The sequence below is a fragment of the Paucibacter sediminis genome (assembly GCF_030254645.1).
Lineage (GTDB): Bacteria > Pseudomonadota > Gammaproteobacteria > Burkholderiales > Burkholderiaceae_C > Paucibacter_B > Paucibacter_B sediminis.
This window is the reverse complement of the sequence record NZ_CP116346.1, coordinates 2506928-2532912: the sequence shown is the minus strand read 5'-3', so window position 1 is coordinate 2532912 and position 25985 is coordinate 2506928. Positions and strand designations below refer to the sequence as shown.

The following is a 25985-nucleotide window of genomic DNA, read 5'->3' as shown; positions in this document are numbered from 1 at the left end:
TCCGGCGCTCAGCCGCCCGCCTGCCCAGGCGCTGCACGCAGGGACTTCATGCGCTCCATATAGGCCGCCAGCGCGGGGTATTCGCCCAGGATCTCGGCACTGCCGGGCGGGCGGGACATGTAGACCAGCTGGGCATTCACGGCAAAGTCGCACAGATAGGGCTGCGCGCCCAGCAGAAAGGGTTGGCCGGCCAGCATGCCCGTCAGGGCCGCGAGCTCGCGCCGCAGGTCGCTGGCGATGTGGCCGGCCGACTTGCGGCCCGTGCCCTGCCCGCGCAGCTGCGCCGCGATGCGGCGCTGATAGAACAGGCGCGCGCCGATGCCCAGCGGCGTGGCGCCGAAGGCCTTGCGCACCATCGGCTTGCCGCGCGGCTCCAGCCACTGGAAGTACAGGCCCAGGAAATACAGCGCCTCGTCCGCCCAGTCCTCGAGCGCATGCGAGAGCCCCTGCAGGCGCGGATCCGCAGGCAGGATCCGCGGCATCGGGAACAGGCGTTCGAGCTCGTGGGCGATATCGGTCGAGTCGATCAGCAGCCGCCCGTCGATGTCCAGCGCGGGCACCTTGCGCACCTCGCTGCGCCGCAGCAGCTCCATCAGCGAGGGGCCCAGCACGGGCACGCGCTCGTACGGCACCCCCTTGTAGCTCAGCACCGAGCGCAGCTTCATGCAGAAGGGCGACGGGCCCCAATCGAAGAGTCGGAGTTTCAGTGCTTGCATGGCCGATGGTGCTCAGGGTTGATACAAGACGCAGCCGCCGAATTTGACCAGATCAAGCCCGCCTTGCACCTGCCGGCGCATCGTGCGCCACGATCCAGTCCAGGAACTCCCGGTACCAGAGCCGCGAGTTCTGCGGCTTCAGCACCCAGTGGTTCTCGTCGGGGAACCAGAGCAGGCGGGCATCGACGCCGCGGGCCTTGAGGGTGTTGTAGTAGGCCAGGCCGTTGCAGTCGGGCACGCGGTAGTCCAGCGCGCCATGGATCACCAGGGTGGGCGTGTGCATCTGCGCGGCGGCGCTGTGCGGGCTCTGGGCCAGCACCTTCGGGCCGTCGTCCCAGTAGCGCGCGCCCAGGTCGCGCGGCCGGTCCATATAGGAGTCGGCGCTGAAGGTGGCGACGCGGTCGAACACGCCGGCGTGGCAGACATAGCTGCGGTAGCGGCCGGGCTTGACGTGGCCGTTCATCCAGGCGACCAGGAAGCCGCCATAGCTGCCGCCGGTGGCGCTGAGGCGCTGCTTGTCGGCCCAGGGCTGCTTGCGCAGCCAGTCGCTCGCGGCCTCGATGTCCTCCAGCTCGAGCTGGCCCTGGCGGCCCATGATGCTGTCGCGGAAGGCGAACCCGAAACCGCTGGAGCCGTGGTAGTTCACTTGCGCGATCACATGGCCGCGGCCGGCCAGCACATGGGGGTTCCAGCGGTAGCTGAAGGTGTCGCCGGCGGCGGCAAAGGGGCCGCCGTGGATGACCTGCATCACCGGATACTTCTTGCTGGCCTTGGCCTTGGCGTCGAAGCCGGGCGGCAAGGTCAGCCACAGCTGCACCGGCTCGCCGAGGGCGCCGGTGACGCTTACCTCGCGCAGCTCGCCGAGCTGGCGCTGCGCCAGCAGGCCGTCGTTGAAGCTTTCCAGGCGCATGGGTGCATCCATGCCGGCGCGCCTTGCCTGCACGCGCACCGGATGCATGGCGCTGTCGCTGGCGGTGACGAGCACCTCGCCCGCGATGTCGAAGCCCTGCACCCAGCCGCCCTGATGCGCGATGGCGAGGTCCTGCGCGGCCAGGCCATGCCGCCACAGATGGCAGCGGCCACGCTGCTCGGCCGTGAAGAAGAGGGCCGAGGCATCGGCGGCCCAGCGCAGCGGCGCCTGCACATGCAGGTCGGCATGCTCGTCAGCCAAGCGCCAGCCGCGGCCCGGGCCCACCAGGGCGAGCTGGTTGAGGGCGGTGTGGCGATGGCCGACCTGGGCGGCGGTGCAGGCCAGGGCCTTGCCGTCGGGCCGGTAGCGCGGTGCGCCGAAATCCCATTGCGCGTCGTCGGCCAGCGGCTTGACGCGGCGCGTGCCGAGATCGATCTCGGCCAGCGCCAGGCGGTTGCCAGGCAGGGGCGGGCGTGCCGGGTCATGCTGGAAGGCCACGCGGCGGCCATCCGGGCTCGGGTCGTAGACCTCGTTGCCGGCGGCGTCGCGCGGCAGCTCGTAGGCCGTGCCCTCGAACAGATCGCGCACCCGGCCGGTGGCCAGCTCCAGCAGCAGCAGGTGCAGCACGCGGCCCTGCGGGATGTTGTGGTCCCAGTAGCGGTAATAGGCCTCGCTGGTGGCGTAGCCGCTTTCCTTGCGCTGGCTGAACTCGCGGTACTGGCGCGCCTGCGCGGCCGCACCCTTGAGCCCGGGCCAGACCCAGGCGGCGAACAGGATGCGCTTGCCGTCGGCCAGCCATTTGAAGGATTCGATGCCGGGCGCAAACTGGCTCACGCGCCGCGCCTCGCCGCCATCGGGCGAGATCAGGTAGAGCTGGGGCGTCTCGTCGCGGGCGCCTTCGCCTTGCTCGCGCCTGGCCAGGAAGGCGATGCGATCACCCTGCGGCGACCAGGCGGGCTGGCCGTCCTTGTCGCCGCACTGGGTCAGCTGCAGCGGCGCGGCGCGCTCGGTGAGCAGCAGCCAGAGGCTGGAGCGCGAGCGGTTCTCGGCCATGCTGCTGCGCGTGAGCGTGCACACGGCGCGCCGGCCGTCGGGGGCCAGGGCCAGCTGGCCGATGCGGTCCATGGACCAGAGATCATCGGCATCGAGGCAGCGCTGGGCGGCGGTTTTTTTCTGGCTTTGCATGCGCTGCATCCTAGCCGCGCAGCAGGCGCTCGGTCTCGTCGTCGGCGGGATAGAACAGTTCCACGCACAGCTCCTGCAGCGTCACGTCGCGCGGCGTGCCGAAGCTGGTGAGGGTGGTGAAGAGCGAGAGCCGGCCGATCGGCAGCTCCAGCTGGCAGGGCACCAGCAGGGCCGGCGCGGCCGGCGCCGCGGCTGCGGGCAGCGCCTGCACATTCGGATAGGCGCTGACCTCGCGCTCCAGCGCCAGCAGCTCGGCATCGCCGCTTTCCAGCACGGCGCGGTGCAAGGCCTCGACCAGATAGCCGCCCCAGTCGGCGAAATTGCTGGTGAAGCGCGCCATGCCCTGCGGATGCAGGCTGGCGCGCATGATGTTGAGCGGCTGCGGCTGCGGCGGCGCGGCGCGCAACTCGGGCGGCAGCAGCGCGGTGAGATCCAGCGCAGCCCGGTTGGCCAGCACCACGTTCCAGTGCCGGTCCAGCACCACGCCGGGATAGGGCTGGTGAGCGTCCAGCAGGCGTTGCAGGGCGGCGCGCACCGGTTGCATGTCCTGCGCCTGCAGCGGCTGCTGCGAGTAGCGCGGCGCATGGCCATGGGCCAGCAGCAGGTGGTTGCGCTCGCGCAGCGGCATGTCCAGGCGCGCCGCCAGGGCCAGCAGCAGCTCGGCGCTGGGGCGCGCGCGGCCGGTCTCGACAAAGCTCAGATGGCGGGGCGAGACGCCCACCTCGAGCGCCAGCTCCATCTGGCTGAGCCTGCGCTTGCTGCGCCAGCTGCGCAAGAGCGCGCTCGGCTCGACAAGCTGTTGTGCCTGCTGCTGTGTCTGCATGCCTTCTCCCGCCTGCCGCGGATGCTGCGGCCGGCCGCCATTGTCGCCAAGCTCGCGCCGCTTACCTGCCAGGTAATCGACGCGCCCGCCCGGCCTGGAAATACTGCAGGCACCGATTCACAACCACCTCGAAGGAGTCAGCCATGTCCCATATCCGTCCCTCGCGTCTGCTGAAGGCCGCCCTGCTGGCCGACATCGTCATCAGCGGCGGCCTGGCCGCGCTGCAGCTGCTGCTGGCGCGCCCGCTCGGTGCACTGCTGGCGCTGCCGCAGCCGCTGCTGGTGGAAAGCGGCCTCTTCATGCTGGGCTATGGCCTGCTGCTGGCCTGGATGCTGAGCCGGCCGGCGCTGGCGCGCGGGCTGGTGAGGCTGGTGGCCTTCGGCAACCTCGGCTGGGCGCTGGGCTGCCTGGCGCTGGCGCTGTCCGGCCTGGTGGCGCCCAGCGCCTGGGGCCTGGGCTTCCTGCTCGTGCATGCGCTGGGCGTGACCGGCCTGGCCACGCTGCAGCTGCTGGGCCTGCGCGGCTCCGCGCCGGCCGCGGCGGCGCCGGCCGGCGCGCGCACGCTGCACCAGGCCTGAGAGGCTCAGCCCTCGGGGTCGAGCTCGTAGAGCTGCTCGAAGCGCGCCGCAGCGATGGCATAGGCATCGCTGCCATCGGCGGCGTTGGAGACCAGCCAGTCGCCGGCCTGGTAGGCGGTCAGGCCCTCCTTGGTGGCCACGCTGCCGGCGCGGGCGGCGCGCTCGGCCCACACCGGCGCCGCCTTGATCCAGCGCCCGGGGCTGAGCTCGCGGTAGCTCCGGGCAAAGGAGTCGGCCGCCACGGTGTAGACCTCGCCGCCGTTGTCCACCAGCCAGTCGCCCGCCTGCGCGCGCTGCTCATGGCCCCATTTGCGGTAGGCAAGAAAGCCGTCGAAATCCAGCGCCAGGCGCACGGCGGTGACGGCCTGGTCGGGGCGGCGGCGGTAACGCTGGCGCATGCGGGCTCCCTGCGTGGATGCACAAGATGAAGAAAGAGGCCGTCCATCTTGCCATGCGGGCCTATCCGAAGTTGACATAGCTGGGCCTCAACAAAGCATATTTCCCATGTAGGGCGCACCCCTAAGCTCGCCGGGCAAATCGACCATGCCCATGAAGATCACCAAGCTCACCACCTATCGCCTGGCCCCGCGCTGGCTGTTCCTGAAGATCGAGACCGACGCCGGCGTCGCAGGTTGGGGCGAGCCCGTGATCGAGGGCAAGGCCCGCACGGTGGAGGCCGCCGTGCACGAATTCGAGCCCTATCTGATCGGCCGCGACCCGGCGCGCATTAACGACCTTTGGCAGACCATGTACCGCGGCGGCTTCTACCGCGGCGGCGCCATCCTGATGAGCGCCATTGCCGGCATCGACCAGGCGCTGTGGGACATCAAGGGCAAGGCCCTGGGCGTGCCGGTCTACGAACTGCTGGGCGGCCTGGTGCGCGATCGCATGAAGACCTATTCCTGGGTCGGCGGCGACCGCCCGGCCGATGTGATCGCCGGCATCCGGCGCCTGCGCGAAGGCGGCTTCGATACCTTCAAGCTCAACGGCAGCGAGGAGATGGGGCTGATCGACAGCGCCGCCAAGGTCGATGCCGCGGTGGCCCGCATCGCCGAGATCCGCGCCGCCTTCGGCCAGACCATCGAGTTCGGCATCGATTTCCATGGCCGCATCGGTGCGCCCATGGCCAAAGTGATGCTGCGCGAGCTGGAGCCCTACCGCCCGCTGTTCGTCGAGGAGCCGGTGCTGGCCGAGCAGGACGAGAGCTATGCGCGCCTGGCCCAGCACACCAGCATCCCGCTGGCCGCCGGCGAGCGCATGTACTCGCGCTTCGAGTTCAAGCGCGTGTTCGCCGCCGGCGGCCTGGCCATCGCGCAGCCCGACCTCTCGCATGCCGGCGGCATCAGCGAATGCCTGAAGATCGCCGGCATGGCCGAGGCCCACGACATCGCCTTCGCGCCGCATTGCCCGCTGGGCCCGGTGGCGCTGGCCGCCTGCCTGGCGGTGGACTTCGTCTCGCACAACGCCGTGCTGCAGGAGCAGAGCATGGGCATCCACTACAACCAGGGCGGCGAGCTGCTGGACTATGTGAGGAACCGCACCGACTTCCATATCGAGGGCGGCTATATCCGCCCGCTGCCCGGGCCCGGCCTGGGCGTGGAGGTGGACGAGGAGCGCGTCATCGCGGCCAGCCGCAGCGCGCCCGATTGGCGCAACCCGCTGTGGCGCCACGCCGATGGCAGCGTGGCCGAATGGTGAGGATGGCCCACCCCCGAGGCGCTTCGCACCTCCCCCTCAAGGGGGCAAGCCCGGCGGCCCGGCAGAGCCGGATCCGCGCGCTCCGCTGGGCACGAGCGCTCGCCTGCAAGCCATGCTCCGTCCAGGATGCATCGTCATGAGCAAGGCGGAACTGATCGGGCTGGACTGGGGCAGCACCAGCCTGCGCGCGATGCTCATCGATGCCCGGGGTCAGGTCTTGAGCGAGCGGCGTTCGGCGCAGGGCGCCTCGACGCTGGCGGGCGGCCCGGCCGGTCCGGCCGCCTTTGCGGCGGCGCTGGACGAGCTGATCGCCGACTGGGCGCCGCTGGGCCTGCCGATGCTGGCCTGCGGCATGGTAGGCAGCCAGCATGGCTGGCGCGAAGTACCGTACGCCGACTGCCCGGCCGATGCCCAGGCCCTGGCCGCGGGCGCGCTGGCGGTGCCCTGGCGCGGCCATGCGCTGCGCCTGTTGCCGGGCCTGCGCTGCGAGAGCGCCGCCGGCGTGCCCGACCTGATGCGCGGCGAGGAGACCCAGCTGCTGGGCGCGCTCACGCTGGCGCCCGAGCTGGGCGCGCGCAGCTGCGTCGTCATGCCCGGCACGCACAGCAAATGGGCCCGCGTCGTCGATGGCGGGCTGCTCGGCTTTGCCACCCATCTGACCGGTGAGCTCTACGCGCTGCTGCGCCGGCATTCGGTGCTCGCACGCCTGATGCCCAGCGAGGACTTCAGTGATCCAAGCGCATTTGCCGCGGGCGTGCGCGCGGCACGCGAGCGCGGCGAGGAAGGCCTTTCGCATCAGCTGTTTGCGGTGCGCACCCTGGGCCTCGGCGGGCACCTGGCCGGCAGCGCCCTGCCCGACTATCTTTCCGGCCTCTTGATCGGCCATGAGCTGCGCGCCGGCCTGGCGGCTCGCGATGCCGATGCGCCGCTGGTGCTGGTCGGCGAGCCGGCGCTGTGCCAGCGCTATGCCAGCGCCTTGGCGCTGTTCGACCTTGCCGCGCCGCGCCTGCTGCCCAATACCGCCGCGCTGGGCCTGTGGCGGCTGAGCCAATCTTGCTGAGGACGCCCCCATGCCGAGCAGCAAATTCGACGCGGCCTTCGCCGCCCTGCCCCTGGTGGCGATCCTGCGCGGCATCCGGCCCGACGAGGTCGAGGCCATCGCGCTGCGCCTGTACGAGCAGGGCTTTCGCCTCATCGAGGTGCCGCTCAATTCGCCGCAGGCGCTGGACTCGATCGCCCGGCTGGCGCGCTGCCTGCCCGCAGACGCGCTGCTGGGCGCCGGCACGGTGCTGAGCCCCGACGCCGCCGACCGCGTGCGCGAGGCCGGCGGTGAGCTGATCGTGATGCCGCATGCCGACACGCGCGTGATCGCCCATGTGAAGGCGCAGGGCCTCAGCTGCGTGCCCGGCGCCGCCACGCCCACCGAGGCGCTGGCCTGCGTGGAAGCGGGCGCCGATGCGGTGAAGCTGTTCCCGGCCGAGCTGCTCACGCCCGTGGTGGTGAAGGCGATGCGCGCGGTGCTGCCGCCCGACCTGCGCCTGCTGCCGGTGGGCGGCATCACGCCGGCGGCGATGGCGGCCTACCGCGCCGCCGGCGCCGCCGGCTTCGGCCTCGGCGGCGCGCTCTATGCGCCGGGCATGACCGCCGCCGAGGTCGCCGAGCGGGCGCGCGGCTTCGTCAGCAGCTATGCGAATTCGAGATAGGTAGAGGGGAAATATCTATAGGACGGATATGCATGGCCTGGTTAAGCTGGCTGCAAATATAAATATATCGGAGATATTCGCTTGTCATCCAAGCCCCTTGCGCTGAGCCTGGCTCAGACCGCCATGCTCGGCGAAGGCCTGCAATGGCATGCCGGCAGCCAGCGCTGGTGGTGGACCGACATCGAGGCCAGCGCCCTGCATGCCTGGACGCCCGCCAGCGGCGCGCTGCTGAGCTGCCGCCTGCCGGACCGGCTCGGCTGCTTTGCCCACGCGCGCTCGGGCCGCCTGCTGCTGGGCCTGGCCAAGCGCCTGTGTCTGGCCACGCTGGCAGACCGGCAGGCCGCCGGCCCGCAGCCGACCCAGCTCACGCCGCTGCTGGCGGTGGACGCGCTGGAGCCGCGCACCCGCGTCAACGACGGCCGCTGCGACCGGCGCGGCTACTTCGTGTTCGGCACCATGAACGAGGCGCGCGAGCGCCGCCCCGTCGACACCATCGGCAGCTTCTACCAGTACTCGCTGCAGCACGGCCTGCGCCGCCTGGCATTGCCGGCGGTGGCCATCGCAAACAGCATCTGCTTCAGCCTGGACGGCCGCCGCATGTACTTCTGCGACACGCTGGCGCAGACCATCATGCAATGCGACTACGAGGCCGAGACGGCCCGGGTCGCCAATGTGCGCCGCTTCACCACCATGGACGACGCGGAGGCCTGGCCCGATGGCTCGGTGATCGATGCCGAGGGCTGCCTGTGGAATGCGCAATGGGGTGCCGGCCAGATTTGCCGTTATGCACCCGACGGCAGCCTGCTGGAACGCCATCGCGTGCCGGTGGCCAACCCCAGCTGCCCGGCGCTGGGCGGCCCGGCCGGCGACCAGCTGCTGGTGAGCACGGCGCGCCAGGGCCTGACCCGCGAGGCCCTGCAGGCGATGCCGCTCTCGGGCAGCCTGTTCGGCCTGAGCCTGGCGCGGCCGCTGGCGGTGGCCGAAACGCTGTTTGACGACACGTACCACGGAGACAAGACATGAGCCCGACAAGACGCCAGACCCTGACGGCGGGCGCCGCCTGGCTGCTGGCCGGCCCAAGCCGCGCCGCCGAGCCGCTCAAGATCGGCTTCTTGGTCAAGCAGGCCGAGGAGCCCTGGTTCCAGGACGAATGGCGTTTCGCCGAACAGGCGGCCAAGGACAAGGGCTTCAGCCTGGTGAAGATCGGCATCCCCAACGGCGAAAAGATGATGGCCGCGATCGACAACCTGGCGGCCCAGAAGGCCCAGGGCTTCGTGATCTGCGCGCCGGACGTGAAGCTGGGCATGGCGGTGGAACGCGCCGCCAAGCGCCATGGCCTCAAGGTGATGTCGGTGGACGACCAGCTGGTGGACGGCGCCGGCAAGCCCATCGCCAGCATCCCGCACATGGGCATCTCGGCCTACGAGATCGGCAGGCAGGTGGGCCAGGGCCTGGCCGAGGAGATGCGGGCGCGCGGCTGGCGTGCGGCCGAGGTGGGCGCGCTGCGGGTGGCCTTCGACCAGCTGCCCACCGCGCGCGAACGCACCCAGGGGGCGCTGGACGCGCTCAAGGCCGCCGGCCTGCCGGCGGCGAATCTGGTGGACGCGCCGCAGGCCAAGACCGATACCGAGAACGCCTTCAACGCCGCCAACATCGCCTTTACCAAGCATCCCGGCTTCAAGCGCTGGGTGGTGTTCGGCATGAACGACGAGGCGGTGCTGGGCGCCGTGCGCGCCGGCGAGGGCCGCGGTCTCAGGCAGGACGCGCTGCTGGGCATCGGCATCGGCGGCAGCCAGACCGCGCTCAACGAGTTCGCCAAGGCCGCCGCCACCGCCTTCTTCGGCACCGTGCTGATCAGCCCGCGCCGCCATGGCTACGAGACCGCCGCGCTGGTGGCGCAATGGGTGGCCGAACAGCAGGCGCCACCGCCGCTGACGCTCACCAGCGGCACGCTGATGACGCGCAAGAACCAGGCCGACGTGCGTCGGCAGATGGGCTTGTGATCGCCATGTCCACGGCCGTGCTGCGCTTCGAGAACGTCAGCAAGCAGTTCCCCGGCGTCAAGGCGCTCGACGGGGTCAGCTTCGAGGCCCATGCCGGCCGCGTGCATGGCCTGCTGGGCGAGAACGGCGCGGGCAAGAGCACGCTGCTGAAGATGCTGGGCGGCCAGTACCGCCCCGACGGCGGCCGCCTGCTGCTGAACGGCCGGCCCTGCGATTTCCACAGCGCCGGCGACGCCATCGCCGCCGGCATCGCGGTGATCCACCAGGAGCTGCAGTACGTGGCCGAGCTGAGCGTGGCCGAGAACGTGCTGCTGGGTCGCCTGCCCACGCGCTTCGGCCTGGTCGACCACGCCGAGGCGCAGCGCCGCGTGGCCGCGCAGCTGGCCGCCATCGGCATCGAGCTGGACCCGGCCGCCCGGCTCGGCGAGCTCTCGATCGCCCAGCGCCAGATGGTCGAGATCTGCAAGGCAGTCGCGCAGGACGCGCAGGTCATCGCCTTCGACGAGCCGACCAGCAGCCTCTCGCACCGCGAGAGCGAGATCCTGTTCCGCCTCGTGCACGCGCTGCGCGCCGAGGGTCGCACCCTGATCTATATCTCGCACCGCCTCGAGGAGCTGTACGCGCTCTGCGACAGCTGCACCATCTTCCGCGACGGCCGCAAGGTGGCCAGCCATGCGGTGATGGCCGAGGTGCGGCGCGAGCGCCTCATCAGCGAGATGGTGGGCCGCGAGCTCAGCGACATCTACGACTACCGCCCGCGCCCGGCCGGGCAACAGCGCCTGCAGGTGCAGGAGCTGCGCAGCCAGGCGCTGCCGCATGGCCTCTCCTTCGAGGTGCACGGCGGCGAGGTGCTGGGCTTCTTCGGCCTGGTAGGCGCCGGCCGCAGCGAGCTGATGCGCCTGCTCTATGGCGCGGACCGACGCCGTGGGGGTCAGGTCTTGCTGGACGGCGTGCCGGTCAGCGCCGCCGGGCCCGCGGCGGCGATCGCCGCCGGCATCGTGCTGTGCCCGGAGGACCGCAAGGAACAGGGCCTGCTCACGCAGGCCTCGGTGGCCGAGAACATCAACATCAGCTGCCGCCGCCATGGCCTGCTGGCGGGGCTGTTCCTGCGCCACCGGCGCGAGGCGGCGCTGGCCGACGACTTCATCCAGCGCCTGCGCATCAAGACGCCGCACCGCCGGCAGGCGGTAAGCCTGCTCTCCGGCGGCAACCAGCAGAAGGTGATCCTGGCACGCTGGCTGGCCGAGCCGGGGCTCAAGGTGCTGATACTCGACGAGCCCACGCGCGGCATCGACGTCGGCGCCAAGAACGAGATCTACCGCCTGATCCACGAGGTAGCCGCGCGCGGCTGCTGCGTGATCGTCGTTTCCAGCGAGCTGCCCGAGGTGCTGGGCATCGCCGACCGCCTGCTCGTGATGCGCGACGGCCGCATCAGCGGCGAACTGCCGCGCGCCCAGGCCAGCGAGACCGCCGCGCTGGCGCTGGCCCTGCCCGACCCTGCCTGCTCCGATTTCTGCGATTGATTGCCCCCATGAACGCTTCCACCCTCACGCCCCTGCCGACCCTGCCGGCGCGCCCCTGGCTGAAGGAGCACAGCATGACGCTGGGCTATCTGCTGCTGTTCCTGCTGCTCGCGGCCCTGGTGGAGAACTTCTTCACGGCCGCCAACATCGTCGGCCTGATGCTCTCGGTGGCGCAGATCGGCATGGTGGCCTGCACCATGATGCTGTGCCTGGCCTCGCGCGACTTCGACCTCTCCGTCGGCTCCACCATCGCCTTCGCCGGCGTGCTGGGCGCCATCATTCTGGAGCGCAGCGGCAGCCTGGGCCTGGCGCTGGGCGGCGGCCTGCTGGCGGGGGCGCTGATCGGCGCGGCCAACGGCATGCTGATCGCCTACCTGCGCGTCAATGCCCTGATCGCCACCCTGGCCACCATGCTGATGGTGCGCGGCCTGGCCTTCATCGTCAGCCGGGGCCAGGCGGTGGGCATTGCCAGCGAGGGCTTCATCGCGCTGGGCGACAGCCAGCTGCTGGGCCTGCCCCTGCCGGTCTGGACCAGCGCCGCCTGCTTCCTCGTGTTCGGCGTGCTGCTGAACCACACCGTGTTCGGGCGCAACACCCTGGCCATCGGCGGCAACCCCGAGGCCGCGCGCCTGGCCGGCGTGCGGGTGGAGCGCCTGCGTGTCTGGATCTTTGCGCTGCAGGGCCTGATCACCGCACTGGCCGGGCTGATCCTGGCGGCGCGCATCACCAGCGGCCAGCCCAACTCGGCCCAGGGCTTCGAGCTGGACGTGATCTCGGCCTGCGTGCTGGGCGGCGTCTCGCTGCAGGGCGGCCGCGCACGCATCTTCGGCGTGCTGATCGGCGTGCTCATCATGGGCACGCTGGAGAACGTGATGAACCTGCTGGACGTCGACGCCTTTTACCAATACCTGATGCGCGGCCTCATCCTGCTGGCCGCGGTGCTGCTGGACCAACTGAAGACGCGCGGAGGCCAGCATGGCTGAGGCAGTGAATCCGGGCCGGCTGCACGGCAAGGTCGCGCTGGTGACCGGCTCGACGCTGGGCATCGGCAAGGCGATCGCGCGGCGCTTCGTCGCCGAGGGCGCGCGCGTGATCCTCAACAGCCACCGCGACGACGCCGATGCCGCCGCCATCCGCGCCGAGCTGGGCGAGGCGCTGAGCCTCTTCGTCGCCGCCGACATCGCCGACGCCGCCGCGGTGCACGCCATGGTGGCGCAAGGCCTGGCGCGCTTCGGGCGGCTGGACGTGCTGGTCAACAACGCCGGCATGGACGTGTTTGCCGACCCGCTGCAGCTCACGCCCGAGCAATGGCAGCGCTGTTTCGCGGTGGACCTGGAGGGCGCCTGGAACTGCTGCCGCGCCGTGCTGCCGGCCATGCTGGCCAACGGCGCCGGCAGCATCGTCAACATCGCCTCGGTGCATGGCCACAAGATCATTCCCGGCTGCTTCCCCTACCCGGTGGCCAAGCATGCGCTGATCGGCCTGACGCGCTCGCTGGGCATCGAGTACGCGGCGCGCGGCGTGCGCGTGAACTCGATCTCGCCGGGCCTGATACGCAGCGAACGCGTGGAGGCCTGGCTGGCCGCGCTGCCCGCGGCCGAGCGCCAGCGCCAGATCGAGCTGCTGCCCTGCAAGCGCATCGGCGAGCCCGAGGAGCTGGCCTACGCGGCGCTGTTCCTGGCCAGCGACGAGGCGCGCTTCATCAACGCCAGCGACCTGCTGGTCGACGGCGGCCGCTCGCAGCTCTATCACGAGTAAGCCGACGAGACGCCCCATGTCCGACCCGCGCACCAACCGCTTTGTCCGATCGCATCTGAAGACGCGGCATCTGGTGCTGCTGGTGGAGCTGGGCCGGCATGGCTCGATCCTGCACGCGGCCCAGGCCGCGCACCTGACGCAGCCGGCCGCCTCCAAGCTGCTCGGCGAGCTGGAGCATGCGCTGGGCGTGCCGCTGTTCGAGCGCCTGCCGCGCGGCGTGCAGGCCACGCGTTATGGCGAGGTGATGATACGGCGCGCCGGCGCCGCCCTGGCCGAGATGGACGCGGCGCACCAGGAGGTCATGCAGCTGGCCTCGGGCCTGAGCGGCCGGGTCGCGGTGGGCACGGTGATGACGCCCTCCACCGGCCTGCTGCCGGAGGCCATCCAGCTACTCAAGCAGACCCATGCGCGAGTGCAGGTGGCGATCACGGTGGACACCAGCAAGCCGCTGATACAGCGCCTGCGCGAGGGCCAGCTGGACCTGGTGATCGGCCGCATCCTCGACGGCGACTCGGCCGACGAGCTCAACTTCGAGCCCATCACCGACGAGCCCCACAGCCTGATCGTGCGCGCCCAGCATCCGCTGCTGCAGCGCCCCGACCTGCGCCTGGACGATCTGGCTCAGCAGGGTTGGATCATGCCGGCGCCCGGCAGCATCCTGCGCGACCGCCTTACCGCGCTGTTCCTCGCCCATGGCCTGGGCCAGCCGGCCGAGACCATCGAGACCACCGCCCTGCCCGTCGTCATCCAGCTGCTGCTGGGCAGCGATCTGCTGGTGGCCCTGCCCGAGGAGCTGGTGCAGGCCTATCTGGATGCCGGCCTGCTGGCGGTGCTGCCCTTCGAGCTGGGCCTGCGCATGGATGTCTACGGCATCGTCACGCGCAAGCGGCACCGGCTCTCGCCGGGCGCCGAAGCCACGCTGCAGACCCTGCGCACGGTGGCGCTGCAGCGCTACGGCCGGCGCGGCCGGCTCACGCGTCCCTGAACAGCGGCTCGGGCAGGTAGAGCCCGGCGGCGCAGCGGCCGCCGAACAGGCTGCCCGAAAGCGGATGCGCCAGCAGCTCGGCCGGCGCCAGCTCCTGGCGCGCCGTGGTGACCAGCAGCCAGTCGCCCTGCGGGCCGCCCAGCGCCGGGCAACTGGGGTTGGGCACCGGCACCTCCGCATAACCCAGCAGCCGGCCGTCCGGCGCATAGCGCGCCACGCTGGCTCCGCCCCATTGCGCGTTCCACAGGCAGCCCTCGGCATCGATCACCGCACCGTCGGGCCAGCCGTGGGCGCGCGCCACGCGCGTGAACAGGCGCGGCTGCGCCACCGCGGCCCGCTCGGCGTCGTAATCGCATTGCATGATGCTGCGGCTGGTGGTGTCGCAGTAGTACATGCGCGTGCCATCCGGGCTGAAGCAGATGCTGTTGGCGATCGCCACCGCCGGCAGGGCCAGGCGGCGCAGGCCGTGGCGCGCGGAGTATTGGTAGAAGCCGCCCACCGCCTCGCGCGGCCTGGCCTCGCTGAGCGTGCCGAACACGAAGTTGCCGGCGCGGTCGCAGCGGCCGTCGTTGCTGCGCGTACCGGCCAGCTCCGGCTCCACCGGGGTCAGGTCTTGCGTCTCCAGCGTGATCTCGCCGCAGGCCTGCGCATCCGGCAGGCGCGCCAGCACCAGGCGCTTGGCCAGCGCCAGCAAGAGGCCGCCCGAGCGGGTATGGGCAAAGCTGCCGACGCGATCGGGCAGCCGGCAGCTGAGCGTGGCGCTCGCGCCGGGCGTCCAGGCGTGGATGCAGCGCGCCTCGATGTCGGTCCACCACCAGCGGCCGCTGGGGCCATGCCATTGCAGGCCCTCGCCCAGCGTGGCGCCCTGCGCCAGGGCCAGCTCGAGACGTTCAGGCTGCACCGCGCGGCTCCAGCGTGGCCTGCGCCTGGCGGCGCGCGATCGCCGCCTGGTGGCGGCGGCGTTCATCGGGCGTGAAGGGGCGCAGCGGCGCCACCGGCACGGGCTTGTTGTCGTCGCCCACCGCCACCATGGTGAAGTAGCAGCTGTTCACATGGCGCGACTCCTGGGTGCGGATGTTCTCGGCCACCACCTTGATGCCCACCTCCATCGAGGAGCTGCCGGTGTGGTTGATGCTGGCCAGGAAGCTCACCAGCTCGCCCACATGGATGGGCTGGCGGAAGATCACGCGGTCCACCGACACCGTCACCACATAGCGGCCGGCGTAGCGGCTGGCGCAGGCATAGGCCACCTGGTCGAGCAGCTTGAGGATGTTGCCGCCATGCACATTGCCGGCGAAGTTGGCGGTGTCGGGCGTCATCAGCACCGTCATCGTGAGCTGGTGGGCGGGCAGGTCCATGGCGGCCTCTTTCAAACAGTGAAGCGATGCAGGGTGCTGCTGCGGTAGATCTCGCCGGGGCGCAGCACGGTGGAGGGCCAATCTTCGCTCACCGCGCGGTTGGGCGAGTCGGGGCTGTGCTGGGTTTCCAGGCACAGCCCATCGCCCTGGCGATAGGCCTGGCCGCCAAAGCCGCTCAGGCTGCCGTCCAGCCAGTTGCCCGAGTAGAACTGCAGCGCCGGTTCGCTGCTCAGGACCTCCATGCAGCGGCCGGAGGCGGGATCGCGCAGGCGCGCGGCCAGGTGCAGGCGGCCGTCCAGCGCATGGTCCAGCAGCCAGTTGTGGTCGTAGCCCTTGGCGATGCGCAGCTGCGCATGCGCCTGGCGGATGCGCGCCTCGATGGGCTGGGCGGTGCGGAAGTCGAAGGGCGTGCCCGCCACCTCGGCATGGCGCAGCGGGATCAGGCCCGGCCCGACCTCGCTGTAGCGGCTGGCCGGGATGCAGAGCTCATGGCCCAGCGCGGAGCCCTGGCCGGCGAGGTTGAAGTAGTCGTGGTGGGTCAGGTTGACCAGGGTGGGCGCGTCGGTCTCGCCCTCGTAGGTTATGCGCCAGCTCAGGTCTGTGCCCAGGCTGTAGCGCACCTGCACGCGCAGGCAGCCCGGAAAGCCCTGTTCACCGGCCGCGCTGGTGTAGCGCAACCGCAGCGCCACCGCCTCGCCCGGCGCGGGCGGCGCGGGCTCGGCCTGCCAGAGCTGGGTGCCGAAGCCATGCGTGCCGCCATGCAGGGTGTTGGGGCCGTCGTTGCGGTCCAGCTGGTAGGTCTGGCCGTCCAGGCAAAAGCGCCCGCCGGCGATGCGATTCGCATAGCGGCCCGCGATCACGCCGAAATGCGGGTTGCGCTGCACGTAGTCGTCCAGCGCGTCGAAGCCCAGCACCACATTGGCGACGCGGCCGCTGCGATCGGGCACCCACAGGCCGTTGACGATGCCGCCATAGCTGATGGCGCTGAGGCGCAGGCCGGCGCCGTTGTCGAGCAGGTACTCATGCACCGTGCGGCCATCGGGCAGCTGGCCATAGTCGCGGCATTGGATCGAGGGGCAGGTGCTCATGAGGAGGGCGCAGAGGGCTGGCGTTGTGGACGTGCGAGACCCCCAACAGTAGGGGGGCACATTGAAACAGTTTGTCCAACTTGATGCAACGCAACGCTGCGCCCCGCATGCGGGCAAAGACTGCCGGCAACAGGGCGCCATCGCGCGCCCGGTCGCCTGGAAGAGGAGCAACACCATGGCACGCTGGACCCGTTCTCTCGCAGCATCGCTGCTGACCCTGGGCATGGCGCTGGGCGCTGCGGCGCAGGCCCAGCCAGCGCTGCCAATGGCGGCGATCTCGGTGCCCTCGACGCCGGACGCCAGCGGCCAGATCACCATCAGGGGCCAGGCGTTGGCGGCGTTGAGCCATGTCACGGTGCGCTTCGCCCATGCGCAGGCCGCGCCCATCGACATGATGGTGCAGACCAGCGCCGGCGGCAGCTTCGCGCTCAAGTTCCAGCCGCCGCTGGCCGGCGCCTATGCCGTCACCGTGTTCGACGCCAAGGGCCAGCCGCTCGGCCAGGGCCGCTTCAGCCTGATCCGTTGAGCCCGCAGGCCGGAGTCGCCGTGAAGCCATCCTCCCTCAGGCATGCCCTGCTCGCCGGCCTGGCCGCCGCCCTGCTGAGCGGCGCCGCCGCGGCGGCCGAGCCGCAGGGGCGGCTGCTGTTCGTCTCCAACCGCGGCGGCAATGCGCAGATCCATGTGATGAACGCCGATGGCAGCGACGAGCACGCGCTGACCGCCACGCCGCAGGAGAACACCGAACCGGCCTGGTCGCCCGACGGCCGGCGCATCGCCTTCACCTCCTACCGCGACGGCAATGCCGAGATCTATGTGATGGAGGCCGACGGCAGCCATCAGCAACGCCTCACCCACGAGGCCCAGGCCGACAGCGCACCGGGCTGGACGCCCGACGGCCGCATCGTGTTCCGCTCGATGCGCCAGCGCTGGGCCAACTTCTACGCGATGAATGCCGACGGCGGCGGCCTGCAGGTGCTGAGCGCCACGCCGCAGGACAAGGGCCCGCCCACGCTCTCGCCCGACGGCGCCTGGATCGCCTATGTGGGCCATGACGACCGTGGCGGCGCGGACATCTTCATCCTGCCCAGCCGCGGCGGTACCGAGGCGCGCAATCTCACCGGCAGCCTCTCCAAGCAGGCGAAGAGCTTCCCCGCCTGGTCGCCCGACAGCCGGCGCCTGCTCTATCTGGAGAGCCAGGGCCTGGCGCTCAACGTCAAGGTCATCGACGCCGACGGCAGCCATGCCGGCAGCATCACCGACAACGTCTACACCAACGCCTACCCGGCGTGGTCGCCCGACGGGCAGCGCATCGCCTTCGTCTCCAGCCGCGAGGGCACGCGCACCGAGATGGCGCGCGGCGAGATCTATGTGATGAATGCCGACGGCAGCGCCGCCGCCAACCTCACCCGCCACCCGGATGAGGACAACTACCCGGCGTGGTCGGCCGACGGCCGCAGCATCTTCTTCGTCAGCCTGCGCGACGGCAAGGCACAGATCTACAGCGTGGCGGCCCAGGGTGGCGCGGCCACGCGCCTGACGCGCAGCGAGGGCTTCGATCTGATGATCCGCCCGCAAGCGCCGCCGCCCGCCCAGGCCACCTCCATGACAACCAGGAGCAAGCCATGAGAACCCTTCGCCGTTTCGGACCGTCCCCCGTGGCGCTGGCGCTGAGCCTGATGGTCGGCCCGGCCGCCGCCGGCAGCTGGATCTACACCAGCGATGCCGACTTCGACAAGGGCCTGGCCACCGGCGTCAACCACAGCGCGCCCAATAGCAACCAGCTGCAGCTCAATGTCACCGGCACCAGCTTCCCGGTGCTGTGGATCGCCAACGCCGGCGAAGACACCTTGTCCAAGGTCGACTCGACCCAGATCGGCGGCTCGCCCGGCCGCGAGGTGGGCCGCTACCGCACCTGGTTCAATTCCGGCGCCTATGCCCACGATGCCTGGAATGGCCCGGCGCCCTCGCGCACGGCGGTGGACGCCGCCGGCAACGCCTATGTGCTGGACCGCTGGTTCGGTGGCCACCCGACGGTGTTCAAGATCCTCGGCAGCAGCTTCATCGATCGCAACGGCAACGGCGTGCTCGACACCACGACCGGCGGCGCCGCCACCATGCTGCCCCTGGTGGACAGCAACGGCAACGGCGTGATCGACGACAGCGAGATCAGGGACGAACGCATCGCCTGGGTCAGGCGCGTGCCGGACGGCAGCTACAGCGGCGGCCTGACGCGCGTGAACGGCATCGGCCGCGCGCTCTGCATCGGCACCGACGGCAACCTCTGGGTGGGCCTCTACAACGCCTACGAGTACTACAAGATCAGCGCCGTCGACGGCCACACCATCGCCGGCCCGGTGCCGAGCGGCTCGCCGAACTATGGTTGCCTGATCGACCAGAACGGCACGCTATGGGGTGCCAGCTGGGGCAGCAGCGCGCTGATACGCATTGCCAACACGGCCAGCAACGTCGGGCCCTATCCCCTGCAGCGCATCAGCGTGCCGCAGGTCTACGGCCTCGCGCTGCGGCGCGACGCGGCCAACACCACCCACGTCATCATGGGCGGCTCCTGCAACAGCTATGTCGAGTATGTGGACGGCGCGCCCAGCTACACCCTGCCGGCGGCCATCAACTACTGCAGCTATGCGGTGGGCACCGACAACGAGGGCAATATCACCGTCAGCAAGACCAATGGCGGCGTGGTCAAGTTCGGCCCCAGCGGCAATGTGCTGTGGGACAAGGGCAGCCAGGTGGGCAGCTCGGACAGCCGCGGCGTCATCGCCGACGCCAACAACGACATCTGGCAGGTGCATCGCGGCTCGCACAATATGGCCAAGTACCGCGGCAGCAATGGCGACTTCCTCGGCGTTCTGCCGGTGGGCTACGAGCCCTATACCTACAGTGACGCGTCCGGCACCGCGGCGCTGAGCATCACCACCAAGACCGGCAGCTGGACGGTGACGCAGGACAGCGGCGCGGCCGCCACGCCCTGGGCCTCGGTGGCCTGGAATGCCACGCTGCCCTCGGGCGCCAGCCTGCTCGCCGAGGTGCGCAGCGCCGACGACCCGGCCCTGCTGCCCGGCAAGCCCTTCGCGCCCGCCCTCAGCGGTGCCACGCTGAGCGGCCAGAGCGGCCGCTACATGGAGTTGCGGCTGACGCTCAACGCCAACCCGCAGAACGAATCGCCGGTGGTCTACGACGTCACGCTCAACAGCGCCAGCCTGGTCTGCGACGTCGACCGCGACGGCGCCATCAACATCACCGACATCAACCTGATCCGCGCCGGCATCGGCCAGACGCCCAGCGCCAGCGATCCGCGCGATGCCAATGGCGACGGCAAGATCACCGTCAACGACGCGCGCACTTGCGCCCTGAAGTGCAGCAAGCCGAATTGCGCACTGTGAGGGCGCGCCGAACCGAAGAAAGCCACACCATGAGCAAGAACCTTCTGCCCGCGCTCGCGCTGAGCCTTGGCACCCTGCTGGCGACGCCGGCCAGCGCCGGCATCGTCGTGAGCTTCACGCCCTCCACCCAGCACGCCAATATCGGCGAGACGCTGAGCGTGGACGTCACGATCGCCGGCCTGGGCGCCGAGATCCTCTCGGCCTTTGACCTGAACTTCATCTTTGACGGCAGCGTCATCGGTTACGCCTACCGGCTCATCGACGCCACCAACGCCCAGCAGCAGCTGGGCAGCGCCTACGGCATCGACCCGCTTTTGGTCATCGACAGCGTCGCCCTGGGCGACTGGGGCCTGCAGGCTTCGGCCCTGGCCGACGATGCCACCGTCGCGGCCGCGCAGGCCGACAGCTTCCTGCTGGCGCACTTCGCGTTCTCGGCCGATGCCGACGGCACGAGCCTGTTCACGCTGGGCCCCGATCTCGACTTCCAGCGCAACTTCGTGGGTCTGAACGCCCTGAGCCTGGACGTGACGGTACAAGGCGCCTGCATCGCTGTGGGCACCGGTGCCTGCAATGTGCCGGAGCCGGCCAGCTACGGGCTGCTGGGCCTGGCGCTGCTGGCGGCCGGCGCACCGGGCCTGCTGCGGCGGCGCCAGCGCCCCGTCACACGTCGAGCCTGAAGCCGAGCTCGATCTCGGACGCGGGCTTGCCGCCCACGCCCCAGTTGTCGAGCGGCGGTTCATGCAGGACGATGGTGATGTCGGTGGGCTGAATGCCCAAGGCGCCGAAGCGCTGCGCAATCTCGGCATACAGCCGGCGCTTGGCGTCCAGCGAGCGCCCGGGGAAGATCTGGATTTCCACCAGGGTGTAGTTCGCGGTCTTGCTGGGCGGCACCGGAAAATGCTCGGGCTTGTGCTCGATGTAGCGGATCTGCTTGTCGTCCTCGGGCACCTTCAGCGCCAGCAGCTGCGCTTGGTAGACGGCCTCGATAAGCGCCGCGACTTCCTCCCGCGTACGGGGGCGGCAGACCTCGATCTTTGCGATGGGCATGGGTTGAGTGGAAAGGGTCAGTGATGGGCCCGATGGTATGGGACCAGCGGCGGCGGCGGGGCGGCCACCGGCGCCTCAGGGCAGCTGCGCGCGGCGCCGCGCCTCGGCCACCGCATCCTCGCGGTTGTTGACGCCCAGCTTCGCGAAGATCGATTTCAAGTGGTACTTGACCGTCTCCGGCGAGCGCATCAGGGTGCGCGCGATCATCTTGGTGGTTTGGTCCTTGGCCAGCTCGCGCAGGATCTCGAGCTCGCGCTCGCTGAAGGTCTCGGCTGCGCTCAAGCCGCGCTGGAACAGCGTCTCCCATAGCTGCAGCGTCTGGCCGGTCCAGCGCTGCAGGGGCTCCGCCAGCTTGGGCGCCATGGCGCGCAGCTGCAGCATGGTGTCGGCGCCCAGGTCGATGAAGAGCTGCCGCGCACCGCAGCTGGCCGCCCTTTGCAACGCGTCCAGCAGCGCGGCCTCGCTCTCCGGCACGCGCTGCAGCCTCGCCAGCGCGCGCGCCCGCATGCCATGGGCGAGGATTTCCGCAAGCTGCCGGCCGGCCTGGGCGGCCAGCGTCAGCAGGCGCTCGGCGGTCTGCAGGGCCGCCGCGCCATCGGCCGCCTGCAGCTGTAGGGCGAAGCGGCTGCGCGCCAGCGCTTCCACCACCAGCCAGGGGAAGACAGCGCCCGCGGCGGCTTCCTCCCAGCGCTGCGCCAGCTGCTCGGCGTCGGCCAGGCTGGCGGCGGCCTCGCCATGGTCCTGGCGCAGTTCCAGTTCGGCCTGCACGGCGGCGGCCAGCAGGCGCAGATGCGGCAGACCTTCCTCGAAGGCCAGGTCGCGGGCCTGTTTCAGCAGCTCGATCGCCGGCCCGGGATGGCCCAGCACGAACTGGCAGCGGGCGGTGTCGACCATCGCGCCGGCCAACACCTCGAGAAAGCGCACCGACTCGGTGGGCACCAGGGTCGTCAGCAGTCCAAGCGCCTCCGTCAGCCGGCCCTGCTCGTAGAGCGCGCGCCCGAGCACCGCCGCCAGCAGCTGACCCAGCGACTTCTGGCTGTGCTTGATGTAGTTGAGATCGCGCTTCAGCGATTCGTTGGCGATCTGCTCGCAGCGCTCCAGCTCGCCGCGCGCCAAGGCATTGCAGAGCTGGTACATCCAGACCCAGGGGCTGGTGTTGAGCGGCCGGATGTCGTCATAGAGCGCGTCGACCTCGCCGACGCGGCGCTCGGCGCGATCGGTGGGCCCATAGCGCTGCAGCAGGAACAGCTCCACCGGCAACACCAGGCCGAGGAAGAGCGGATCGATCAGGCGGCGGTGCCGCCCCTCGGCGCGGGCGGCCTGCAGCTGCGCCCAGGGGCTGAAATGCAGCAGGCGCTCCGCGTCATCCAGCAGCAGCAGGCAGCGCGTCAGCCGCAGATCGACCGCCAGCTCGGCGGCCTCGGCCGGCTCTTGCAGATCGGCCTGCAGCTCGATGCGCGCGATCTCCGCCTCGGCACCCTGGGCATCATGGTCCTCGATCTGCAGGCCCAGCAGCAGCAGACGCAGCCGCGGGCGCTGCTGCTGCAGCGCGGCGGGCAGCTGGCGCAGCAGCAGCCGCACGCGCGGCTCGCCCAGCGTCACCAGCAGCCGGATCGCGCCGGCGGCCTCGATCATCTGCGCCGCCAGGTCGAAGCGCGCGGCCGCCACGGCGTGAAAGACCGCGTCATCCACCCGGCCGGCCGCCGAGAAATACGCCGCGGCGCGCAGGTGCAGCTCGGCGGCGCGGCCGGGCGCCTGCACGCTCATCCGGTGCAGCAGAAAGTCGCGCAGCAAGGGATGCAGACGCGCGCTCTGGCACGAGGCGGCGATGACGACCACCGGCTCGAGCATGGCCAGCTCCTGGATGTGGTGCAGGCTGTTGTCGTGCTGGCGGATGGCATTGGCGGCCGCCACATCGATCTCCTCCAGGATCGCCACGTCGGACAAAAAGGCCTGGCTGGCCTGGCTGAGCGTGCCCAGCACCTCCCGGGCCAGATAGTCGAACAACTGGCGGCGCGGCAGCGGGCTGTCCGCCTCGGGCGACCAGCCCTCCCCCCGCCCGCTGGCCGCGCGCAGGCGCGCCAGCTGCAGCGCGAAGGGCCAGCCCTGCGTGTAGGCCGCAACGCTCTCCAGCGCCTGGCTCGGGAAGCAGCCGGCCAGCAAGCGCTGCGTCTCCTCATGATCGAAGCGCAGCAGGTCGGCATCCAGCTGGCGCACGCGGCCGGCCAGCTGCAGGCGCGCGAGCGGGATGGCCGGCATCGAGCGGCAGGCCAGCATCACGCGCACATGCGGCGGCGCCGCCAGCGCAATGCTGCACAGCAGCTCGTCGACCGCCGCGCCGGCGGCCTGGTCGTAGTCATCGATGAACAGCGCGACCGGATCGGCAATGCCGGCAACCACCGTCGCAAAGTGATCCAGCAGCGAGCGCCCCGGCCCCGCCCTCACCTCGCTCTGCTTGAGCGCGGCCAGCAGGTTGTCGCTGAAGACCTGGGCATCGGCGTCGCGGCTGTCGCAGTTGAGCCAGGCCACCTTGACGCCTTGCTCGCGCTCGCGCTGGGCCAGCTGGGCCAGCAGCGTGGTCTTGCCGAAGCCGGCGGGCGCCACCACCAGGGTCAGCCGCGCCGAGGCCGGCGCCGCCTCGGCCACGCGTGCCATCACGCGTTGGCGCCAGAGGCTGCCTTCGATGTGGGCAATGGGCTGGAACTTCACCGTCTGGATCCTAGCGCGCCGGTGCGCGGCGCCAGTCGCGCGCCCGGCCCAGGCGCAGGCGCAGCCACTCGCTCGCCACATAGCCAAGGGCGGCACAGGCAAAGGACTCGACCGTCGGCAGCCCGGTGATCGAGGCATGGCTGAGGTCGCTGGCGATGCCGACGGCGCCGCCGAACAGGCCGGCGAGCAGGGCGTTGACATTGGCGGCGCTGTCGCTGCGGCTGTAGTCCTGGCGCCCCAGCACGAAGAAGTCGGTCAGGTAGACCGCGGCAATCGGCGGCACCACCAGGCCCAGCAGGACCAGGAAGCCGATCAGGTGCTCGGCCAGGCCGGTGAGCGCAAGCAGGGTGCCGAGCAGGCCGCAGCCGGCCACCAGCCAGCCATAGCTCAGATGGCGCAACACCGTGGCGCTGACCAGGCCGGTGGAGTAGAGGTTCACCGCATTGATGGCCCAGGTGGACAGCAGCAGGGTGACGAAGGCCGCGCCGACCAGGCCCAGGCTGGCCATGTACTTCATCGGATCGACCTCGCCGAAGGCGAGCGCCGGCAGCATCGCCAGGATCAGCGCTGCCGCGTTGCCCAGGCCGTTGCCCGCCAGGCTCACCAGCGCGCAATCGGCCGCCGAGCGCGTGTAGCGGGTGATGTCGGGCATCAGCACCACGCCCACCACCATGCCACCGATGACGGCCGAAATGCCGGTGCTGAGATCGCGGCCCTGGCCGGGCAGCGCCATCAGACCCGTCCAGCTGGCATGGTCCAGGGTGCGCCAGGCCACATAGGCGGACAGCAGCACCAGCAGCGGCGCGACCGCCACCGACAGGCGCTCGATAGCGCGAAAGCCAAACGCCGCCGTGGCCACCACCATGGCGCTGCAGACCACCGTGTAGACCCACTGCGGCAGCGGACTGGCCGACAGCCAGGCCGCCACGGTCAGGTAGCAGGTGCGCCCGAACAGCTCCGCGGTGAGCGCATACCAGCCCAGCAGCACCAGGGCCAGCGCCAGATTGACCAGCGTCGCGCCGCGCCTGCCGAACACATGCAGCACGATCATGTAGGTGGACAGGCGCGTGCGCGCCCCCATCAGCGCCGCCGGCATCGACATCGCCACCAGCACCAGGCAGCCCACCAGCACGGCGCGCAGGCCCTGCGCCAGACCCAGCGAGGCCGCCAGCTCGGCGCCCGTGTACAGGCCGGTCAGCGTGAAGGCGATGCCGATCGAGACCAGCGCCACGCGGTAGCCCGGCACCGACAGGTGCAGGGGCACGGGCGTCGTGCTGTGGGACTGCGCCGCGGCGCTCGCTGCAGGTGCGGCCTGTGCGGCAGTCGCGGCGGTATCGATGGGTGCGGGCATGGACGGGCTCTGGTTGCAGGGTTCGGCGCCGCCTGGGCAGGCAGCGATGGTCGCACGGGCGGCTCAGCGCGACAGCTCGACGGGCACGAAGTCGACGTCGTGGCCGAAGTAGCGCGGCCCCGCCAGCGCCAGGCCGGCATCGCTGCGCCAGGCCGCGTCGCAGGGAATGCCCAGCACAGCCACGCGCAGGCCGAAGCGCATCTTCTCGTTGGTGATGGGCTCACCGGTTTCGCTGTCGACCGCGCAGATCAGGTCGGGCGTGCTGGCCAGCACCCGATCGCCGCGACGCGCCAGCAGGAACTCGTTCTGGAAGCTCAGCCGCAGGCAGCCGCCGGCGTAGCCGTCCAGCCCCTCGATGTCCGCATGGCCGCGCACAAAGCCGCCGCCGGTGGCGCGCTCGACGCTTGTCACCTTGCCCGCGTGCAGCAGGCGGCCGCCGCTGGCCTGCAACAGGGCCTGCACCGGATCGGCATGCTTGGCCCTGGCATTGAAGAGCGCGTAGCCGGCGTCGAGCAGGCGGCTGATGGAGCCGCGGATGAGGGCCTTCTTGACCTGCGCGCCGCTCATCGGATACAGCGCCCCGAACACGGAACCGCCCATATCGATGGTGATGGAACGCGCGAAGCGCTCCGCGGTGGCGTTGTTGTGGGCGTCGATGATGACGCTGTTGCCCTTCTCGTCAGCCAGCGCCAGCGGCGACGCGGCGATGCCCTGCAGGGTGCACAGCGACATCTGCAGCTCGGGAAAGGCGCGCCCGATCGGGTCACCGTCCAGCAAGGGCAGCCCCAGCGCGCTGGCCGCGGCAAACGGGATGGTGGAGTTCAGCCCGCCCGCCTCGCCCGACATCAGCGCCGTGACGCGCCGCCCCAGATGGGTCTCCAGCGCCTCGACCGCGTTGAGCAAGGGCGCCAGGCTGGCCAGGCGCTCGATCACGATGGTGGGCGCGCCGATGCCGCCGACCTCGAAGACAAGCGCGTCGTCGGCCAGGCTCTCCACATCGATGAGGTGCACCGAGCCACTCTTGCGGATGGCGTTCTGTGCCAGCAACTTGCCGATATAGGGATCGCCACCGCCACCGGTGCCATAGACGGCCCCGCCCAGTGCAATCGCCTCCAGATCGGCTGCGTCAATGATTTTCATGCTTTGATC

Annotated in this window: 25 protein-coding genes; 14 read left to right on the top strand and 11 right to left on the bottom strand. The window is 70.7% G+C overall.

The genetic code is table 11. From position 1 onward, the window contains the following. Window positions 1–8: 8 nt before the first annotated feature. From PFX98_RS11750 to PFX98_RS11740, 3 genes are read right to left on the bottom strand one after another with little or no spacing between them, the layout of a single operon-like run. Complete coding sequence (locus PFX98_RS11750; RefSeq protein WP_285235390.1) at window positions 9–716, bottom strand: glutathione S-transferase family protein; 708 nt, start codon at window positions 714–716, stop codon at window positions 9–11. A 52-nt stretch (window positions 717–768) separates the two neighbouring features. Next, the gene (locus PFX98_RS11745; RefSeq protein ID WP_285235389.1) at window positions 769–2811 is read right to left on the bottom strand and encodes a dipeptidyl-peptidase 5; all 2043 of its coding nucleotides are present in this window, start codon (window positions 2809–2811) and stop codon (window positions 769–771) included. Between the two features lie 10 nt (window positions 2812–2821). Then, window positions 2822–3634, bottom strand: coding sequence for a helix-turn-helix transcriptional regulator (locus tag PFX98_RS11740; protein ID WP_285235388.1), 813 nt, complete (start codon window positions 3632–3634; stop codon window positions 2822–2824). Window positions 3635–3777: 143 nt separating this feature from the next. On the opposite strand from PFX98_RS11740, the gene PFX98_RS11735 reads away from it, so the two are divergent. After that, complete coding sequence (locus PFX98_RS11735) at window positions 3778–4212, top strand: hypothetical protein (protein WP_285235387.1); 435 nt, start codon at window positions 3778–3780, stop codon at window positions 4210–4212. A gap of 5 nt (window positions 4213–4217) precedes the next feature. On the opposite strand, the gene PFX98_RS11730 is transcribed toward PFX98_RS11735, so the two are convergent. Further along, window positions 4218–4610 (bottom strand): PGDYG domain-containing protein, encoded by a 393-nt coding sequence (locus PFX98_RS11730; RefSeq protein WP_285235386.1) that lies wholly within the window; start codon window positions 4608–4610, stop codon window positions 4218–4220. A gap of 151 nt (window positions 4611–4761) precedes the next feature. Here PFX98_RS11730 and dgoD point away from each other — a divergent pair, with 151 nt between their 5' ends. The 9 genes from dgoD (at window position 4762) to PFX98_RS11685 (ending at window position 13882) form a co-directional block, all read left to right on the top strand. Next, window positions 4762–5910 carry a galactonate dehydratase gene (gene dgoD / locus PFX98_RS11725; RefSeq protein ID WP_285235385.1) on the top strand — a complete coding sequence of 383 codons (1149 nt, stop codon included), beginning with the start codon at window positions 4762–4764 and terminating at the stop codon, window positions 5908–5910. Window positions 5911–6046: 136 nt separating this feature from the next. Continuing rightward, window positions 6047–6970, top strand: a complete 924-nt coding sequence (locus PFX98_RS11720) for a 2-dehydro-3-deoxygalactonokinase (RefSeq protein WP_285235384.1) — start codon at window positions 6047–6049, stop codon at window positions 6968–6970. A 10-nt stretch (window positions 6971–6980) separates the two neighbouring features. Then, the gene (locus PFX98_RS11715; protein WP_285235383.1) at window positions 6981–7613 is read left to right on the top strand and encodes a 2-dehydro-3-deoxy-6-phosphogalactonate aldolase; all 633 of its coding nucleotides are present in this window, start codon (window positions 6981–6983) and stop codon (window positions 7611–7613) included. 81 nt (window positions 7614–7694) lie between these two features. After that, on the top strand, window positions 7695–8636 hold the full coding sequence (locus tag PFX98_RS11710) for an SMP-30/gluconolactonase/LRE family protein (RefSeq protein ID WP_285235382.1): 942 nt from the start codon (window positions 7695–7697) through the stop codon (window positions 8634–8636). Continuing rightward, the gene (locus PFX98_RS11705; RefSeq protein ID WP_285235381.1) at window positions 8633–9616 is read left to right on the top strand and encodes an arabinose ABC transporter substrate-binding protein; all 984 of its coding nucleotides are present in this window, start codon (window positions 8633–8635) and stop codon (window positions 9614–9616) included. The genes PFX98_RS11710 and PFX98_RS11705 overlap by 4 nt, the downstream gene beginning before the upstream one ends. A 5-nt stretch (window positions 9617–9621) precedes the next feature. Next, complete coding sequence (gene araG / locus PFX98_RS11700) at window positions 9622–11139, top strand: L-arabinose ABC transporter ATP-binding protein AraG (protein ID WP_285235380.1); 1518 nt, start codon at window positions 9622–9624, stop codon at window positions 11137–11139. 8 nt (window positions 11140–11147) lie between these two features. Further along, window positions 11148–12122: an L-arabinose ABC transporter permease AraH gene (araH, locus tag PFX98_RS11695; RefSeq protein ID WP_285235379.1), complete on the top strand. Its 975-nt coding sequence runs from the start codon at window positions 11148–11150 to the stop codon at window positions 12120–12122. Beyond that, a complete protein-coding gene (locus PFX98_RS11690; protein ID WP_285235378.1) occupies window positions 12115–12897 on the top strand; it encodes an SDR family oxidoreductase in 783 nt (260 codons plus the stop codon). Before araH ends, PFX98_RS11690 begins: the two co-directional genes overlap by 8 nt. Window positions 12898–12913: 16 nt before the next feature. Beyond that, window positions 12914–13882, top strand: coding sequence for a LysR substrate-binding domain-containing protein (locus PFX98_RS11685; protein WP_285235377.1), 969 nt, complete (start codon window positions 12914–12916; stop codon window positions 13880–13882). On the opposite strand, the gene PFX98_RS11680 is transcribed toward PFX98_RS11685, so the two are convergent. From PFX98_RS11680 to PFX98_RS11670, 3 genes are read right to left on the bottom strand one after another with little or no spacing between them, the layout of a single operon-like run. Continuing rightward, the gene (locus PFX98_RS11680) at window positions 13869–14783 is read right to left on the bottom strand and encodes an SMP-30/gluconolactonase/LRE family protein (RefSeq protein ID WP_285235376.1); all 915 of its coding nucleotides are present in this window, start codon (window positions 14781–14783) and stop codon (window positions 13869–13871) included. The two genes, PFX98_RS11685 and PFX98_RS11680, sit on opposite strands and share 14 nt — an antisense overlap. Continuing rightward, the gene (locus PFX98_RS11675) at window positions 14773–15240 is read right to left on the bottom strand and encodes an acyl-CoA thioesterase (RefSeq protein WP_285235375.1); all 468 of its coding nucleotides are present in this window, start codon (window positions 15238–15240) and stop codon (window positions 14773–14775) included. Before PFX98_RS11675 ends, PFX98_RS11680 begins: the two co-directional genes overlap by 11 nt. Window positions 15241–15251: 11 nt before the next feature. Then, the gene (locus tag PFX98_RS11670; RefSeq protein ID WP_285235374.1) at window positions 15252–16328 is read right to left on the bottom strand and encodes an aldose epimerase family protein; all 1077 of its coding nucleotides are present in this window, start codon (window positions 16326–16328) and stop codon (window positions 15252–15254) included. Window positions 16329–16503: 175 nt separating this feature from the next. Here PFX98_RS11670 and PFX98_RS11665 point away from each other — a divergent pair, with 175 nt between their 5' ends. From PFX98_RS11665 to PFX98_RS11650, 4 genes are read left to right on the top strand one after another with little or no spacing between them, the layout of a single operon-like run. After that, a complete protein-coding gene (locus PFX98_RS11665; RefSeq protein ID WP_285235373.1) occupies window positions 16504–16854 on the top strand; it encodes a hypothetical protein in 351 nt (116 codons plus the stop codon). Window positions 16855–16874: 20 nt separating this feature from the next. Further along, window positions 16875–17954 (top strand): hypothetical protein, encoded by a 1080-nt coding sequence (locus PFX98_RS11660; RefSeq protein WP_285235372.1) that lies wholly within the window; start codon window positions 16875–16877, stop codon window positions 17952–17954. Next, entirely contained in the window at window positions 17951–19729 is a 1779-nt protein-coding gene (locus PFX98_RS11655) for a dockerin type I repeat-containing protein (RefSeq protein ID WP_285235371.1), read from the top strand. The genes PFX98_RS11660 and PFX98_RS11655 overlap by 4 nt, the downstream gene beginning before the upstream one ends. 29 nt (window positions 19730–19758) lie before the next feature. Beyond that, a complete protein-coding gene (locus tag PFX98_RS11650; RefSeq protein ID WP_285235370.1) occupies window positions 19759–20406 on the top strand; it encodes a PEP-CTERM sorting domain-containing protein in 648 nt (215 codons plus the stop codon). Here PFX98_RS11650 and PFX98_RS11645 read toward each other — a convergent pair. The 4 genes from PFX98_RS11645 to PFX98_RS11630 all read right to left on the bottom strand — a co-directional run bounded on the left by PFX98_RS11645 (window position 20390) and on the right by PFX98_RS11630 (window position 25976). Then, window positions 20390–20776: a tautomerase family protein gene (locus PFX98_RS11645; protein ID WP_285235369.1), complete on the bottom strand. Its 387-nt coding sequence runs from the start codon at window positions 20774–20776 to the stop codon at window positions 20390–20392. The two genes, PFX98_RS11650 and PFX98_RS11645, sit on opposite strands and share 17 nt — an antisense overlap. 75 nt (window positions 20777–20851) lie before the next feature. Beyond that, complete coding sequence (locus PFX98_RS11640; protein WP_285235368.1) at window positions 20852–23485, bottom strand: LuxR C-terminal-related transcriptional regulator; 2634 nt, start codon at window positions 23483–23485, stop codon at window positions 20852–20854. Window positions 23486–23495: 10 nt separating this feature from the next. Beyond that, window positions 23496–24836 (bottom strand): cytosine permease, encoded by a 1341-nt coding sequence (locus tag PFX98_RS11635; protein WP_285235367.1) that lies wholly within the window; start codon window positions 24834–24836, stop codon window positions 23496–23498. Between the two features lie 63 nt (window positions 24837–24899). Further along, on the bottom strand, window positions 24900–25976 hold the full coding sequence (locus PFX98_RS11630; protein ID WP_285235366.1) for an S-methyl thiohydantoin desulfurase family protein: 1077 nt from the start codon (window positions 25974–25976) through the stop codon (window positions 24900–24902). Between the last annotated feature and the right edge of the window lie 9 nt (window positions 25977–25985).